General features: G+C 24.5%; 18 protein-coding genes. 11 read left to right on the top strand and 7 right to left on the bottom strand.

Annotation, left to right across the window (positions count from 1 at the left end):
- Window positions 1-324: 324 nt before the first annotated feature.
- Window positions 325-561, bottom strand: a complete 237-nt coding sequence (locus AACL22_RS04850) for a hypothetical protein (protein ID WP_338989369.1) — start codon at window positions 559-561, stop codon at window positions 325-327.
- A 168-nt stretch (window positions 562-729) separates the two neighbouring features.
- Between AACL22_RS04850 and AACL22_RS04845 the strand changes: the two genes are divergently transcribed.
- Complete coding sequence (locus AACL22_RS04845; RefSeq protein WP_338990043.1) at window positions 730-999, top strand: hypothetical protein; 270 nt, start codon at window positions 730-732, stop codon at window positions 997-999.
- Window positions 1,000-1,128: 129 nt separating this feature from the next.
- On the opposite strand, the gene AACL22_RS04840 is transcribed toward AACL22_RS04845, so the two are convergent.
- A complete protein-coding gene (locus AACL22_RS04840; RefSeq protein WP_338993010.1) occupies window positions 1,129-2,109 on the bottom strand; it encodes an IS30 family transposase in 981 nt (326 codons plus the stop codon).
- Window positions 2,110-2,175: 66 nt separating this feature from the next.
- Between AACL22_RS04840 and AACL22_RS04835 the strand changes: the two genes are divergently transcribed.
- From AACL22_RS04835 to AACL22_RS04825, 3 genes are all read left to right on the top strand, one after another.
- Window positions 2,176-3,981 (top strand): hypothetical protein, encoded by a 1,806-nt coding sequence (locus AACL22_RS04835; protein WP_338990040.1) that lies wholly within the window; start codon window positions 2,176-2,178, stop codon window positions 3,979-3,981.
- A 381-nt stretch (window positions 3,982-4,362) separates the two neighbouring features.
- The gene (locus tag AACL22_RS04830; protein WP_338990038.1) at window positions 4,363-6,093 is read left to right on the top strand and encodes a hypothetical protein; all 1,731 of its coding nucleotides are present in this window, start codon (window positions 4,363-4,365) and stop codon (window positions 6,091-6,093) included.
- A 13-nt stretch (window positions 6,094-6,106) separates the two neighbouring features.
- Complete coding sequence (locus AACL22_RS04825; RefSeq protein WP_338990037.1) at window positions 6,107-6,601, top strand: lipoprotein; 495 nt, start codon at window positions 6,107-6,109, stop codon at window positions 6,599-6,601.
- A gap of 83 nt (window positions 6,602-6,684) precedes the next feature.
- Here AACL22_RS04825 and AACL22_RS04820 read toward each other — a convergent pair whose 3' ends face one another.
- The 3 genes from AACL22_RS04820 to AACL22_RS04810 all read right to left on the bottom strand — a co-directional run bounded on the left by AACL22_RS04820 (window position 6,685) and on the right by AACL22_RS04810 (window position 8,021).
- Window positions 6,685-6,834 carry a hypothetical protein gene (locus AACL22_RS04820; RefSeq protein ID WP_338990035.1) on the bottom strand — a complete coding sequence of 50 codons (150 nt, stop codon included), beginning with the start codon at window positions 6,832-6,834 and terminating at the stop codon, window positions 6,685-6,687.
- A 327-nt stretch (window positions 6,835-7,161) separates the two neighbouring features.
- Window positions 7,162-7,662 (bottom strand): lipoprotein, encoded by a 501-nt coding sequence (locus AACL22_RS04815; RefSeq protein WP_338990034.1) that lies wholly within the window; start codon window positions 7,660-7,662, stop codon window positions 7,162-7,164.
- Window positions 7,662-8,021: a hypothetical protein gene (locus tag AACL22_RS04810; RefSeq protein WP_338990033.1), complete on the bottom strand. Its 360-nt coding sequence runs from the start codon at window positions 8,019-8,021 to the stop codon at window positions 7,662-7,664. The genes AACL22_RS04815 and AACL22_RS04810 overlap by 1 nt, the downstream gene beginning before the upstream one ends.
- A gap of 431 nt (window positions 8,022-8,452) precedes the next feature.
- Here AACL22_RS04810 and AACL22_RS04805 point away from each other — a divergent pair, with 431 nt between their 5' ends.
- The 4 genes from AACL22_RS04805 (at window position 8,453) to AACL22_RS04790 (ending at window position 12,691) form a co-directional block, all read left to right on the top strand.
- The gene (locus AACL22_RS04805; RefSeq protein WP_338990031.1) at window positions 8,453-9,424 is read left to right on the top strand and encodes an IS30 family transposase; all 972 of its coding nucleotides are present in this window, start codon (window positions 8,453-8,455) and stop codon (window positions 9,422-9,424) included.
- Window positions 9,425-9,548: 124 nt separating this feature from the next.
- Window positions 9,549-10,010: a ComEC/Rec2 family competence protein gene (locus AACL22_RS04800; protein ID WP_338990029.1), complete on the top strand. Its 462-nt coding sequence runs from the start codon at window positions 9,549-9,551 to the stop codon at window positions 10,008-10,010.
- 204 nt (window positions 10,011-10,214) lie between these two features.
- On the top strand, window positions 10,215-11,180 hold the full coding sequence (gene holA / locus AACL22_RS04795; protein ID WP_338990027.1) for a DNA polymerase III subunit delta: 966 nt from the start codon (window positions 10,215-10,217) through the stop codon (window positions 11,178-11,180).
- Between the two features lie 35 nt (window positions 11,181-11,215).
- The gene (locus tag AACL22_RS04790) at window positions 11,216-12,691 is read left to right on the top strand and encodes a hypothetical protein (RefSeq protein WP_338990025.1); all 1,476 of its coding nucleotides are present in this window, start codon (window positions 11,216-11,218) and stop codon (window positions 12,689-12,691) included.
- Window positions 12,692-12,763: 72 nt separating this feature from the next.
- Here the strand turns inward: AACL22_RS04790 and rpsT are convergent, their stop codons facing one another.
- A complete protein-coding gene (rpsT, locus tag AACL22_RS04785) occupies window positions 12,764-13,015 on the bottom strand; it encodes a 30S ribosomal protein S20 (RefSeq protein WP_338990024.1) in 252 nt (83 codons plus the stop codon).
- Between the two features lie 147 nt (window positions 13,016-13,162).
- Between rpsT and AACL22_RS04780 the strand changes: the two genes are divergently transcribed.
- The 3 genes from AACL22_RS04780 (at window position 13,163) to AACL22_RS04770 (ending at window position 15,416) form a co-directional block, all read left to right on the top strand.
- Window positions 13,163-13,450, top strand: coding sequence for a hypothetical protein (locus AACL22_RS04780; RefSeq protein ID WP_338990021.1), 288 nt, complete (start codon window positions 13,163-13,165; stop codon window positions 13,448-13,450).
- Window positions 13,451-13,516: 66 nt separating this feature from the next.
- Complete coding sequence (gene rpiB / locus AACL22_RS04775) at window positions 13,517-13,948, top strand: ribose 5-phosphate isomerase B (protein WP_338990019.1); 432 nt, start codon at window positions 13,517-13,519, stop codon at window positions 13,946-13,948.
- A gap of 268 nt (window positions 13,949-14,216) precedes the next feature.
- The gene (locus AACL22_RS04770; RefSeq protein WP_338990017.1) at window positions 14,217-15,416 is read left to right on the top strand and encodes a hypothetical protein; all 1,200 of its coding nucleotides are present in this window, start codon (window positions 14,217-14,219) and stop codon (window positions 15,414-15,416) included.
- On the opposite strand, the gene AACL22_RS04765 is transcribed toward AACL22_RS04770, so the two are convergent.
- Window positions 15,369-15,596 carry a NifU family protein gene (locus tag AACL22_RS04765; protein WP_338990015.1) on the bottom strand — a complete coding sequence of 76 codons (228 nt, stop codon included), beginning with the start codon at window positions 15,594-15,596 and terminating at the stop codon, window positions 15,369-15,371. The genes AACL22_RS04770 and AACL22_RS04765 overlap by 48 nt on opposite strands.
- Window positions 15,597-15,700: the final 104 nt, after the last annotated feature.

The following is a 15,700-nucleotide window of genomic DNA, read 5'->3' as shown; positions in this document are numbered from 1 at the left end:
ATGTCTTCCTTTATCTGTGCCCATTTGTGCTTTCGCTCTGGGATTTGACGCTCAGTTTTTGAAATTAAATTTACTCGCACCCATGCAAAGGACCGAATGCTAAACGCAAATTTAATTGTTTGTGTCATCATCTCAATATTTATTGTCGTTTGATGTTAGCCTTGGACACAACACGACTATCGCTTAGTTCTAATGAACCAGCGTCGATTTGCATATTTCCTCATACACTGTTTCAGTACTCGCCTCGGCTGGCTGTGAGAATGAGTATAAACTCATGTTCTTATGGAAGCACTTAGTTATTTAAAATAACCGTCCCACTCTGCATTAAGTTGTTTTGTAAAATTTAAGTTTTAAAAACCCAGTTTCTCAATCAAAGATAATTTTTGAATTTTCTAAACGTTTATAAAACCGCTTTTGTGTTTTATCTTTTACTTTATTCAATAAATCTTTATGTTTTTCACAAGTTCATAAAACTTTATTTGATAAAAATTCTTCGGTAATGAATGATATTACTTTATAACAATCATTAACATCACATATTTTTTGTTGTTTAATTATCATTACCTCCTTTTAGGAGTTTTTTTATTTCAAATAAAAAAACAACCCTTTAATAAGAGTTGTTTTGTTCTAATTGGTTTACACTATACAAAACTCATAACAAACAACAAAAACAAGATAGTATTGAAGATGTTATTAAAAAAGAAGATACAAAATAAAGAGGTGATATAAATGGGATTGTTACCAGCAAAAAAGAAATTAAAAAAAGAATATGATATTGATAGTTATTATCTTAATTTAGCATCAACGATTACTAATCGTAAAAATGTTACTGTTCAAAAACAAAATGAAATTTTAGAAAAAAGAATTTGTGAAGATAATGCTAATTTTTTAAATCCACGTGATTTAGAAATTAGCATTTATAATCCAATTAATAATAAACAGATAGATACTAAATTAAGGCGCTGTGTATATATAAACGGCAAATTTATATCTTGTTAAGTTAATAATAAAATATTTTTAATAAATTGCAACAACTTTTTCAGAAAAAATTAAATTTTTGTAATTTTATCTTATTTTATTCATATTTAAGCGCACTAAAAATAATTTATTAAATTTTAACTAATAAATTTATTTAAAATTTTGTAAAAACATTGTCTTTGCACTTAATCAATTTAAACATGGTCGGAGTTTATCATTTATAACATTAACTACTCAATCTATCATTTTTTGACTAATATTATTAAAATCAATTCCCTTAGAAAGTCAATATCTAAATTCACCGTTCATATGCTCAATTAATGGTTTTTGTTGTGGTTTACCGGGGTCACAAAAATAAACTTGTGTTTCAGCAAATATTTTCATTTCTCTTCATTTACTAAATTCTTTTCCTCTATCAGTTATTATTCCTTTAATTTTCCCAATTAAATTATTATTTTTAACAATATCTTTAAATTTTTCTAAAACTTCATTAGCAGTATTATTTTTTAATTTCATTACAAAATAATTTTTACTTGATTGTTCTACTAAAACTAAATTACTAGATTGATGGTCTTTTCCTACAACAGTATCCATTTCAAATCATCCAACATTAGAAACTTTATTTTCAATATCTCAAATTGATTTAAAGTTAGTTAATTTACCACGATTATCAGTTTTTCCTTTTGTTTTGTATTTTTTACCACGATGGGGTAAATTTTCTTTTTTTAATCCAAATTCACCTAAGCGAATTCATTTATACAATGTTTTAACACAAACAGGAAATTTAACACCAAATTCCAAGAAATAACGATAAATTAATTGTTCGGGTGTATCGTGGTATTTATTAAATCTTATTTTAATAAAATCTAACTGCTCTTTTGTAAATTTAGGTAGTTTTTTAATGCATTTTTTACGTTTTTGTTTATAATCTTTTTGTGCTTGATATGGATTATAATATTGTATATTTTTAAATCGCTTAATTTCTCTTTTAACAGTATTAACTCCACGACCCGTTTGTCGTGATATTTCAGATAAATTAATTGTGCCATTTTTCTTTTTACAAGTATCAGATAATAATAAATCTTTAAATAAATCTCGTTCATCAAATGTTAAATGTTTAAATTTTCTCATTTTTATACAAATTCCTTTCATTTTTTCTTATAATGTATTATATATAAAATAAAGAGGTCAATAAATATGCAAGAATTTAGTAAAATTAATAATAAAAAACGAATTACTAGTTATGAACATTTAAATAAAAAATATAATTTAAATTTTAGTGACTATAATTTTGGTTTTGATTGAGAAGTATTTAAAAATTTTGTTGGTGATAGTTATGCCCGATATTTTATTTCGCCATGTTTTTTTAAGTTTGTCTCAGCGGGGCGTGGTACTAATAAGACATGAAATCACCTAGCAGAAAAATTATTTTTTGCTTGTAATTTTACCGATGCTTCATCTAACATTTTACGAAGATATGCCAATACCCACGAAGATACTACATTTGGCGATACAATTAATGTCTGCAACTATCTATATGATAAATATGGGATTGATATAGGGTATGACAATGAAAATGGTATTGTTTGACCTAAAAATGTTAAAGAAGGTGGCGAAATTGTTTTTCCTAGTGGTGTTCGCATTGCTTTTGCTGGTTATGCTAATGGTAATAAAATTATGGGGAAAGTTGGTAAAGGTAGTGGTATTATATCAGCATGAACTGACGAAATGATACATGCTGAAGAAAAAGAAATCTTAACTGATAAAGAACTAGATAAAAGATATAATAATTTAAGAGTTTCAATGTTTCGTTCTAAAAGTTTAAAAGTGTCTTACAAAAAATACACGGATGAAAATGATAATGAACAATATAATTTAGATAATCCTATTCCAGTAAAAGAATTATCTTGGACATTTCAAGAATGAGACAACATAGCAAAACAATATATAACAGTTACAACATATTTTTATAAAACATATTCTAATCAATTTACCTTTAATCCTTTTGATAAATACCATATCTTTTATGAAAAATTTGTAACGCCATATTTACCTTTAAATGAAAGAATTAAAAATATTTTAAAAGAACACAATCAGGTATATTCAGAAAACAAACAAGCATTTAATGGTTTGGGTATTTTTAATTTGCGTTTAACTATGGGGGCTGTTTGAAATAAAATACCTGATATTACCAAAAAAATTGTTTTAGCAAATAAAGAAGAACGACCCGATTTATTTGAACTTGAATATTACGGTTTTGAATATAACGATAATGACCCCAGTATTTATGTTTTACGAAATTATCGTAAATATATTAAAGAGTATAATTTACAAGATTTTTATAATACAAATACAAAACAATATCAATTTGATAGTTATTCAATTGGTGTTGATTATGCTAATGGTAGTGAAGACCATACAGTATTTTTATTTAGTGGTTATAAAATTAATGAAAATAATGAATATGATAAATATTTAATTAAAGAAAATGTTGTTACCCCAAAAAACGCAATGAATTTAAATGAAATAGTTGAACATTACGGACAATGAATAATTAACTGTTTTGATAAATTTGATGGTTTTGAATATGCTACATTTCATTATGATATTAATGCTCATGACTTTATGCAAAAATTACAAGAAGATATTTACCCTTATTTAGGTTATAAAATTAAGATGTTTAAAGCCAAAAAACATCAGACATCCCTTAATAAAGAAGCGGGAATAATTAATCGTGTAACATGAATAAGAAAAATGTTTGTTCAAGGCAAAATATATGGTATATTATATAACTTCCCATTTTTAGATAAGTGTATTAGTGAATTAAGATTTAGCGATACCAAAACAAACACACCCGACAGTAAAATGTACCACGATCCATATATGCTTTGTTTTATGGTTCTTATCCGTATCGCTTTAAAATGGGTATATAAAATGTATTATAATATTATTGAAATAAAATTAGAGAATATTTCAATTAATTTTTATCTATATTTTTATTAAATCTGTAATAGCAGATTTTTTAGGTTTTGGGCGAGCGGTTGATTTTCTTAAATTTTTGTGATAAAATGACTTACAAGTTAAAAAAGATTTTGAGGTTCTTTCAAACAAATTTGGGAACCTTTATAAAATTCTTCGCTTAACGCTTAGAATTTTTCCCAAGTATTTTGAAAAGTGCGGCAAAAGTTTTTTTAAACTTTAAGGCATTTTTCGCAAAACTTATGAAAATCACCGCGAGCCCAGATTAGTACAATATAATCACAATAATAATCATTTAAATAACTTCCTTTCTCAAATATGTTTAAAAAGTGCTTGTATATATATATATATAATGTCAATAGATCTTGATAAAAATTTTCAAGATAAAAGAAAGGAAATAATAAAATGAAAAAACTTTTAAGTTTATTAAGTCTATTAACTATTGGTGGAACCGCTGTACCAACAACAATTGCTGCTAGCCCCTATCAAAAAGAAAAAACTAAATTAGAAATTAGTAAAGTTAATTATTCACAAAAAAATAATTTAGAAAAATTAAATAGAGTAAAAAGACAAGATAATAAAAAAAATAATATTGTTGGAATTTCAGAAATTGTTATTATAACAAATAAAAGTATTATTTCTTCCGGTGTAGTTTTAAATAATAAATTATACTTTGGTTCTTTTGATCATAATGTTTATGAATATAATCCTGAAACTGAACAACAAAAAGTTGTAATTACAACAAATGGGAGTGTTTTTTCTTCCGGTGTAGCTTTAAATAATAAATTGTATTTTAGTTCTTATGATGGAAGTGTTTATGAATATGATCATACAACTGAAAAACAAAAAATTGTAATTACAGCAAATATTAATGCCATTTCTTCCGGTGTAGTTTTAAATAATAAATTATACTTTGGTTCTTTTGATCATAATGTTTATGAATATAATCCTAAAACTGAACAACAAAAAGTTGTAATTACAACAAATGGAAGTATTTTATCTTCTGGAGTAGCTTTAAATAATAAATTATACTTTGGTTCAGAAGATAATAAAGTTTATGAATATAATCCTGAAACTGGACAACAAAAAGTTGTAATTACAACAAATGGTGGTATTTGATCTTCTGGGGTAGCTTTAAATAACAAATTATACTTTGGTTCAAAAGATAATAAAGTTTATGAATATGATACATTGCAATTAATTGAATCTAAAATTATTAATATGAGAGATCAAGTAAAAAGAGGGTTATATTTATATCATAAAAAACAAAATCCTAATTCTGAAATTAAACAGATTTTAAATATTAATTTAAAAAATTTAACAGAATCTGAACTTGTTTTAGAAGAAACACAAAAAAATAAATCATATAATTTAGAACAAGATCTTAATGATATTTGTAAAGATTCTAACTCAACATTTATAAATAATAGTAGTATTGAACAAATTCAAAATACAGTTTCTTGTTCTAAACAATTAACAGAAACAAATACATTTCAAAAAATGAATGGATTTTCTAAATCAGAAACAACATCAAATACTGATAATTGAAGTACAAATGTAAATACTAAAGTTACAGCAAAAGCTAGTAGTAATGCTGGTGTCCCTGTTGTTTTTGGTGCAAAACTTGAAGTTGCAGTTGAAGCTGGTGGTGGTTATACATGAGGGAAGTCAAAAACTTATACTATAACAGATACTTCAAATTCTTCTGAAACAGAAATTAAAACAACCACAAACACTACAACAATAACTGTTCCATCTCAACCAGTAAAGGTGCCACCACATAGTAAAATTTCAGTTTATGTTACTTCTTTACAAAATAATATAGAGCTTATTTTAAATTATTATCAAAAAATTGAAGGTATGGTTAGTGCAAAATTAATTGATAAAAATAATAATGAAATAATAGTTAATATTTCAATTAAAGATGCTATGCTTAGTTTATTTGAAAATGAAATTTTACCCTCAAAAATAAAAATAAATAATGATAATAGTATAAATTTTTACTATGATATTAAAAGTAAAAAAGAAATAATTATGCATCAGACTGAGATTGGGGAAGCTATTCCCTTAAATTCGGAAGAAAAAAATGTAACATTTAAAAATAAAAAAACAGATATAGTGGTAGTAAAGAATTAATTATAAACACGATATGAAAAAGAAATTAAGTCTTTTGGGAACAATCACTTTAATAGGAACAAGTACAGCCAGTTTAGTTGCCTGTAATACACCACAAGAAAAAGAGTATACGCCCGAAGAATTGAAACATTTAAAAAAAGAAAACCAAATAGATACAACAAATGAAACTATTAAAAACAATTTAGAATGAATAACCTCGCAAGAAAAACCTTTTAATCCAACGAGAGATTATAAATATTATATAATTATATGGCGTGGTGATGAAAATGATAATTGAACAATTAAAAAGTATAAAAATACATATGAAGAAGTTGGGAGAATTGATACATCATATAGTGGTGCAGCATTATATAGAAATAGCGATGATTTAGTTGCAAATAAAACAAGAGAGCACGCTACTTGAATTACAGATAATGGTACTTATTTTAAAGCAGTTTATCGTTGAGACAATAATAATGATCCAAATACTCCAATTATTAATTCAAATACTGGACAAATTATAGATTAAAATTTAAAAAATAAAAATAATATAAATAACAATGATGAAATTAAAGTAACTGTTAAAAATAAAGATATTTCAGAAAACCCTATTTATCAATTAAAAGCAAATTTTTTTAATTGATTATCAATAACAAATGAATTAAAAACAAATAACATTCCTTCCCTTATTCCCGCTGAAATTAAGCTATCAGATGGTAAATATGGCAAGTATTTAACTAATTTAATTGTTTCTAATGACAAAATAGAAGAATATTTAAACTATTTTTCTCAATTATATAGATTACTTTATTCAAAAGCAGTTTGGACAAGTATAACTAAAAATTTAGTTGAAGATAATATTAAAATATCTTTTTATAACCATCAAAAACTATTTATTTTAAATCAAATTGAATTATCTGGAATATGAGGTTATGGAAATTATGATATTAAAATTTTTACTGAAAAAGAAGAAATTAATATTAATAATTTACAACTATTTAATAAAAATAATGAAAAACTATCATTAATTACACTAGAAATATAAAAACTCATTTATTAAAATGAGTTTTTATATTTATCAGTATCGGTCTAATCTTCTTTAACTTTTATATTACCGTAATCATCAATAATTAAATCGGGGGGTATTATATCTAAACTTCAACGATAAACTGCTTTAAAATAAGTACCATTATCTGTAATTCAAGTAGCGTGCTCTCTTGTTTTATTTGCAACTAAATCATCGCTATTTCTATATAATGCTGCACCACTATATGATGTATCAATTCTCCCAACTTCTTCATATGTATTTTTATATTTTTTAATTGTTCAATTATCATTTTCATCACCACGCCATATAATTATATAATATTTATAATCTCCCGTTGGATTAAAAGGTTTTTCTTGCGAGGTTATTCATTCTAAATTGTTTTTAATAGTTTCATTTGTTGTATCTATTTGGTTTTCTTTTTTTAAATGTTTCAATTCTTCGGGCGTATACTCTTTTTCTTGTGGTGTATTACAAGAAACTAAAGTTGTTGTACTTGTTACTACTAATGATATTGCTCCAATAATATTTAAAATTTTTCTCATTATTTTTGCTGATTTAAATAATTAATACGTTCAAAATAAAAAGTTTTTGTATTTTCCATATTATTTAAATGTTTTCTAAAAAATCTCATTTGTTCTCTATAAACATCACTATATCTTAGATATCCTGTATCATAAGTTTCTGCGTATAATTTTGAATATTTTTCATAATATTCTTTTGCATCTGAAAATTCTATTTCTTTCTTCCTAATATCATAATTTAAAAGAAATAATTTATGTTCAATTGTATTTATTTCATTCTGAATATATATTTTATTATGATAAGGAGTAGAAGCAATTGTTGTTGGCACAGAAATTCCACTAATTGTTAATACACTTAATAAACTTAAAAGTTTTTTCATTTTATATAATTTCCTTTCTTTAATCTTGAAAATTTTTTTAAGATCTATTGACAATTATATATATATATATATATATATATACATATATATACAAGCACTTTTAAAGCATATTTGAGAAAGGTAGTTATTTAAATGATTATTATTGTGATTATATTGTACTAAATCTGGGCTCGCGGGATTTTCATAAGTTTTGCGAAAAATTACTTAAAGTTTAAAAAAACTCTTGCCGCGCTTTTCAAAATACTTGGGAAAAATTCTAAGCGTTAAGCGAAGAAATTAATAAAGGTTCCCAAATTTATTTGAAAGATTTTCAAAACTTTTTTTAACTTTTAGGTCATTTTATCATAAAAATTATTAAAAATCAACCGCTCGCCTAAAATCTCAAAAAATTATATAATTAACTTTGTATATAAAAGAAAGGATTTTTTAAAATGGATAAAACAAAGCATCATTTTACTTTTAAAGAAAGAGTAATGTTAAAAGATTTATTAGAACTTGATTCTTTAAAAAATGGTCAACCCAATATATCTAAAATAGCAAAAATATTGCATAAAAATCGCAATACAATTAGACGAGAAATAAAAAAGTTAAAAGATAATGAATATGACGCTAAATTAGCACACGAAGATTATTTACAAAAACGACAAAAATGTTTTAAAAAATCATCATTATTGCTAAATATTTTAGAATGACTAGATGAAAAATATAACAAATTTCATGATTCACCAGAACAAATCTGTAAAAAATATGAAAAAGAGTTTGGTATTAAATTTCCGGTATGTTTTAAAACTTTATATAAATATATTCATTTGGGATTTTTAAATTTCAAGAAAGATAATTTGTATTTTCATGGTAGAAAATATAAAACAAAAAATCGAATTGATAACCGTGGAAAAATAAGAAATTTTAGAACTATTGAAGAAGCAAAACATGATAAAAATGAATTTGGTTGATTTCAAATGGATACTATGGTTGGTAAAAATAATAGTGTTTGTTTAGTTTTAATCGAAGAATTAACCCAATTTAAAATTATTGAACCATTAAAAGAAAAAACAACAAAAGAAGTTACAAACGCATTAAAACGAATTTTTTCTAACAGATTTTTAAAAGATAGATGCAAAGGAATAATAACAGATCAAGGCAAAGAATTTGCTGATTGAGAAAAAATTGAAAAAATAACAAATGCTAAAGTATATTTTTGTGATGCTGGAACTCCAACACAAAAACCAAAAGTTGAAAGAGCAATTCGTGATTTTAGACATTGATTTTTAAAAGGGACTGATTTAAGTATTTATTCAAGAAATTATTATCAAGAAGTTGCTAATATAATAAACTCTAAACTTAAAAAATCTTTACATTGACTATCTTCAAAAGAAGTTTTTATACAAATGTTTAATTTTTAATATGATTACTTATAAAATTTTAATCATTTTATTTTTCAGTGTGTCAAAATTCATAAATTTAAGACAAAACTATTAAATTTTTTTAAAATAAATTATATTGAACATTTATTTTATTGATGTTATAATGAAATCAAATAAATTGCTACACTTCATAGTACAATTTACAAAATGAGCAGGTATTAATTGAATTGATGCTATTTTTGTTTCACATCAACATGATGATCATAAGAATAATTTACCAACTGTAAAAAAATATTTTAATGTTAAACAAGTAATTCAAAATGATACAAAATTGAAAATATTTCAATTTGGTAAATTAGGATTTACTGTCTTACATAAAACAATTAATGATAAAGATGAAAATAATAATAGTTTAGTGCTTTTGGTTAAAATAAGTCAATATCAAATCTTATTAACAGGTGATATTAGTAAAAAAAATGAAATAAATTTATTACGAGAAAAATTATCTCCAATCATTCTGCTACAAGTTCCGCATCATGGTTCAGAAACTAGTTCAAGCTTAGCATTTTTACAAAAAATAACACCAAAGGTTTGCTTCATCTCTGGTGAAAAAACAAAACGCTAAAATTATCCGGCGCCAATTGTTGTTGAAAATTTAAAAACAATTAGGTGTCAAATTTATTTTACAAATGGTAGAAGAAATCTTCAATTTAATATTATGTCAGTATCAACAGCAATTAAATTATTTTAAATCCTTAATTTTTTTTTACTTTATATGATAATATTACTTTGTCATAAGTTTTAGAACATTCTAAAGGAGCTTTAAAAGATGTTTTTAATATATGGAGAAGATGCTTTTTTAATTAAAATGCAAAAAAATAAGATTTTAAAAAAAATTAATCCTGATAATGAGTATAATTTACAAGAATATAATTATTTAGAAGACCCCCTATTATCTATTCTGAATGATGCCAACACAACTCCAATGTTTTCAGAAAAAAGAATAATAATAGTTAATGATAGTTATTTTCTTACAGAAGAAAAGATTAAGACAAAAATAGACAATAAAAGTTATTTAACAAGTTTAATGGAATATTTAGCAGCTCCAAATCCGAGTACTTTTATTATTTTTATTTGTCCAGTCAATAAACTTAGTAATCGTTTAAAAATAACTAAACAAATGTTAGCACTAACTAGTGTTTTAAAAGCAACAAATTTATCATATAATGAATTAATTAAGTTTATTGATGATTATATTACAAAGCATAATGGGACGATTAAACAAAATTTAATTCCTAAGATTGTTGAATATTTGCCAAATAATTTATATATTATTAAAAATGAATTAGAAAAATTGTTATTAATAAACTCAAATATTACGATGGAATTAATTGAAAATAATATGACAAAGTATTTAGATACCGATATTTTTAAATTAGTTGATGATTTATTAAAAAATGATTTGAATAGTTTTTTAATAAATTATCATTATTTACAAGAACGGGGTTTAAATAGTATTGCTTTATTAGCATTAATTACCAATAGTATTATTTTTACAAGAGATATTATTGTTTTATCTGCTTTTAAAAAAACACCTTCACAAATTGCAGAAATTTTACAAATTCATCCGTTTCGAGTAAAAAAAATTTCAGAGCATATGCATAATTTCAGTATTAATAAAGCAAATAATATTATTCAAGAATTATTTTGAATTGATTATAATATAAAAAAAGGTATAATAAGAAAAGAAATTAGTAGTGATTTGTATTTAATTAAATTATTTGATATAAATTAAATTATTACAAAAAGAGAAATGAGGGACATAAATAAATGAAAGAAAATAAATTATATGCCCATATAGTTTATACATTATATAGTATCTTTAACGATGATAATATTAAGGCACAAGTAATAGTTAACCAGGACTTTAAAAAATTAGTAATTCAACAAATTTGTAATTTATTAACATTAGAAAAAGAATTTAATGCAAATTTAAATGATAATAAATTTACTCTTTCATTTGCTCAGGTTTTGGCTGATATTACTAATGAATCAAAAACAATTGAAAAGGTTGACGTGGCTACTTTTAATATGTTAGATGAAGAATATGTTGCTTTTGTGCAATATATTGTTTCAAATTTTGGTGTTGAAAAAAATTATATTACCAGAGAAAACATCGTCACTAATGAGTTAATTAATGCCACAGCTGATTTTACTGATGAAAAAGCAATTGATAATGCTCGTGAGAAGTTAAAAGTTAAAGCTAATGAAGAAGCGGCAGACGAATCACAACCGGAAGTAGGACAAGAAAGAGGAATTGGAGGCATAGGAGCGTCAATGGGTGGCATTAGCCCGGACTTTAGTGATCCAAGTAAATTTGATATGTCACAAATGATGCAGCAAATGGCAAATATGCCAATTCATCCAAGCTTAGACCCACGGTTTTACTTTTATACTTCAAAACCAAAGTATATGCCAATTTTTAAAAAAAATGTTGCTGGTTTTGTTATTTTAGCTTCTGCTTTGTTAATTTTATTGTGATTTTTAAATTCCTATTTAAATATCTATTTAGACACAAAAGTAATTGTTTATACAATCCCAGGAACTAGTGCAATTGTTATTATTGGTGGTGTGGCTGATAGTGCTTTACATAATGCTAACAATAATTTTAGTGAAGTATTTAGTTTTGGTTCAAAATATAAATTTTTATTAATGCAGTCCGCCGGGTTGCAAACCTTCTCAGGAATTTTATCGATTTTGCCAGGAATTTTCTTGGGTTATGAATTATTAGGGAAAAAGCGTTTTAAACGGGATAATTATGTTGTTAGATTTTGACCAGTTGGATTATCAATCATTATTCTTCTTTATTCTTCATTGTCATTAATTCAAGTATTATTACCAAATGTTGTTGAGAAATATTTTAATAGTATATCGGTACCTAATGGTGGCTATATTATTAAAAACGACCCACAATTAGAAATAACAGGATGATTATTATTACCAGATTCAGATTTAACTATGACAATTAATAGTTTAGTAAGCGAAGTTTATAATAGCACAACTTACCAAGTATTACATATTTTTACAATTATTTCAATGATTGCTGGTCTTCTTGCAGGAATTATGGTTATTATTTTAGCAGTTTTAGCTCCTAAAACAGACCGTAATAAATTAATTCGTGCCAATACAGAATACCAAAAAGCAGTTACTGCAATGATGAATGGACAAAAATATGAAATGGATCCAACACTATTTGATGATGAGTTTAAGGATAATAATGTTTTTGATAAATCAAAAGATAAATAAAAAAAATCATATTAATTATGATTTTTTTTATTTTTTTAATATTTACTGTCTTTGTTGAAAAGGATTTTGAAATTAATGTGCTTTAAGCATTAATCTGCTTTTAACACGAGCTGCTTTATTAGCATGATAAATTCCTTTAGTCACTGCTTTGTCAACTAAACTAATTGCAGTATTAACTAATTCTGATGCGTTTGCTTCTTGTGCGTTAATAGCGATTTCTGCTTTTTTGATTGCTGTTTTTACTGATGATTTAAAAGATTTATTTGCTAAATTAGCTTTTGAATTTTTTTTAACTCTTTTAATTTGTGATTTAATATTAGCCATTTTTGCTCTCCTTTCGACTTTTAAGACACAAAGGAATTATAGCAAATAGATAAAAAAGTGTAAAGGAAAGTACTACTTTTTTTAATATTTTATCATTATTTTTTAAAATATATCTGTATAATAATTGTAAAGTAGGTGGATATAGAAATGGGATATTATTATCAACACCGTTTAGGGTTTTCTTTTCATTGTTTGCAACGAATTCGAGAACGAATTCCTGCTTTTAAAAATGAAAATGACTGAATTATTAAAGAAAAAATTATTAAAATGATTGATAATTCTTCTGATCGAATTGAGACAACAAAAAATTTATATATTAAATTAGATGATTTAAAAGGGAACTTATATGTTGTAGTTGCAAAACAGACAAGATTAATTGTAACAGTAACGCCAATGAGTCCTGGAAAATTATTGGATATTATTACAAGAAATTAATTTTTGTTTTTTATTTAAAAAATCAATATGTTATAGTTAAATTGTAGGAAAAGGAGAACAACAAGAATGAAAATTGTGATTGGGAATGATCATACAGGTATTGAAATGAAAAATGTAATTGTTAAACATTTAATTGCACAAAAATATGAAATTATTAATTTAGGTACAGATAGTATTGAGGCAGTTGATTATCCTGATATTGGACAAGCTGTTGGTGAACGCGTAATTAAAGAAAAAAATAGTATTGGAATTATAATTTGTGGAACAGGAATTGGAATTTCAATTGCGGCAAATAAAGTAAAAGGAATTAGAACAGCATTGTGTAATGAAACAATGCTAGCAAAATTAGCGCGCGAACATAATAATGCTAATGTTTTGGCATTGGGTGCTAGAGTTATTGCAAATCAAAATGCAATTTGAATTGTTGATATGTTTTTAAATAGTACTTTTGATGCTGGTCGTCATGCGCTTCGTGTTGAAAAACTTAATAATCTTTAGGATAAAATTATGAATAATTGAGATAATTTATTTTTGTATCCTTTTTTAACAATTTTACTTATGTTAGGATATATAACTAACTTGGTTAAAAAAGGAATAAAATCTTTTTATCAATGAGTTTTTTGATTTTGCTAAAAATATTAATTCAATTACTCTTTTATTAGTAGTTAGTACATCTTTATATGCGGCAATCTTTTTTATTCCAGCTTCATGAATTATAGGATTATTTCAAAGTCGGAAATTATGGTTTTGAATTTCATATTGCTTAATGTTTTTAGGAATTTTATTAGTTTTTATTTTACCGCAAAATTGAATTACTATGATTATTTGTACGATTACTTTTGGCTTTGGTGTTTCAACAAATTCATTATGATATTTAAGTTTTAATGAGATTTATTTTTATCGAACTAATCCTTTTGCAACAGTAACTTTAAATTTACCAATTGTTGTAATAGCGAATATGACTGGTGCTAATGTATTGATGTTTGTTAAAAATTTTAATAATAGTGAATTAACATTCCATTATATTATTTTTGGAATAATTACTATTATCTTAATGTTTTCATTTGCTTTTTGCTTTTATATGCCGAAAATTAAAAACAATATTGGTGTTTTTTCTCCGAAAGTTTTAAAACATTTTAGTACATTTTCATGATGAAAAATTATTGTTATTCTTAGTTTATTATTTTTTATTGCTATTTTAAAAGAATTAAGTCAAGGTGATTTTTTAAATCTTATTTTAGCACAAGAAACTTGAGTACGTTATCACAGTAAAATGATGGTGGAACATTATTTACATTTAGTTCAAAAAATTTGATGGTTTGCGCAAATTATTGGTGCAATGTTTATTTATTTTTTTATTAGAAAAATTGGAATTAAGAATTCATTAATTTTAGCATTAATAATTTGAAGTCTATATTTTATTTTTGTTGCTATCATTTCAATTCCGGAAGTTTTATTAATTTGTCAATTTTTAAATGGTTTTGCAATGATATTTTTGTTTGGAATTTTATTTTCAATGACAATGATGTGGAATTATCGGATTCAAAATCAACCTGTCACGGGTTGTTTTTCAGCATTAAATGCTTTAGTAACATTTCTTGTACAGTTTTTAATCCGGGGTTTTGCACATTATCAAGTTGGTATTTTTAGTAATTTAAATTTAGATTGAAATTTACCATTTATTAAAAATGATTTATTTTTAGATTCATTAAAGCAAGTTATTTTATATTTATATTTAAGCTGTGCCATTAGTTGCTTTATTTTAATTGTTGTTGTTTTCTTTAGCGCTAAATTTATTAGTGGTGAATATTATAATCGTAACCAAGTTGAAAGTAAGATTAGCGAATTAGTTGGAATGGTTGTTACCCATCAGATTGATCAAAAAATTGCTTTAAAAAAATATTTACAAAAAAAGAAGCTACATAATAACTTCTACTGCAATAATATCAGGCATTTCTTGTTTTAAAATTTGTTCAACACCATCTTTAATTGTTGAATCAATTAATCCGCAACCAACACATGCTCCTGCCAAACGAACATAAACAATATTATTTTTAACTTCAACAAATTCAATATCTCCGCCATCTTGGTTAATATAAGGGCGAAGATTATCAATAATATCTTTTGTTTGATTTGTTTGTGTCATTCTAATCACCTTCACTATTTAATTATAGCATTTTTATAACAAAGTTAGTTTAATTAATTATGGATATGTATATAATAATAGGTAGAGATTCAATTTAGAATTTT

The sequence above is a fragment of the Spiroplasma endosymbiont of Seladonia tumulorum genome, assembly GCF_964020235.1.
Taxonomy (GTDB): Bacteria; Bacillota_I; Bacilli_A; order Mycoplasmatales; family Mycoplasmataceae; genus Spiroplasma.
This window is presented reverse-complemented; position numbering and strand designations above follow the sequence as displayed.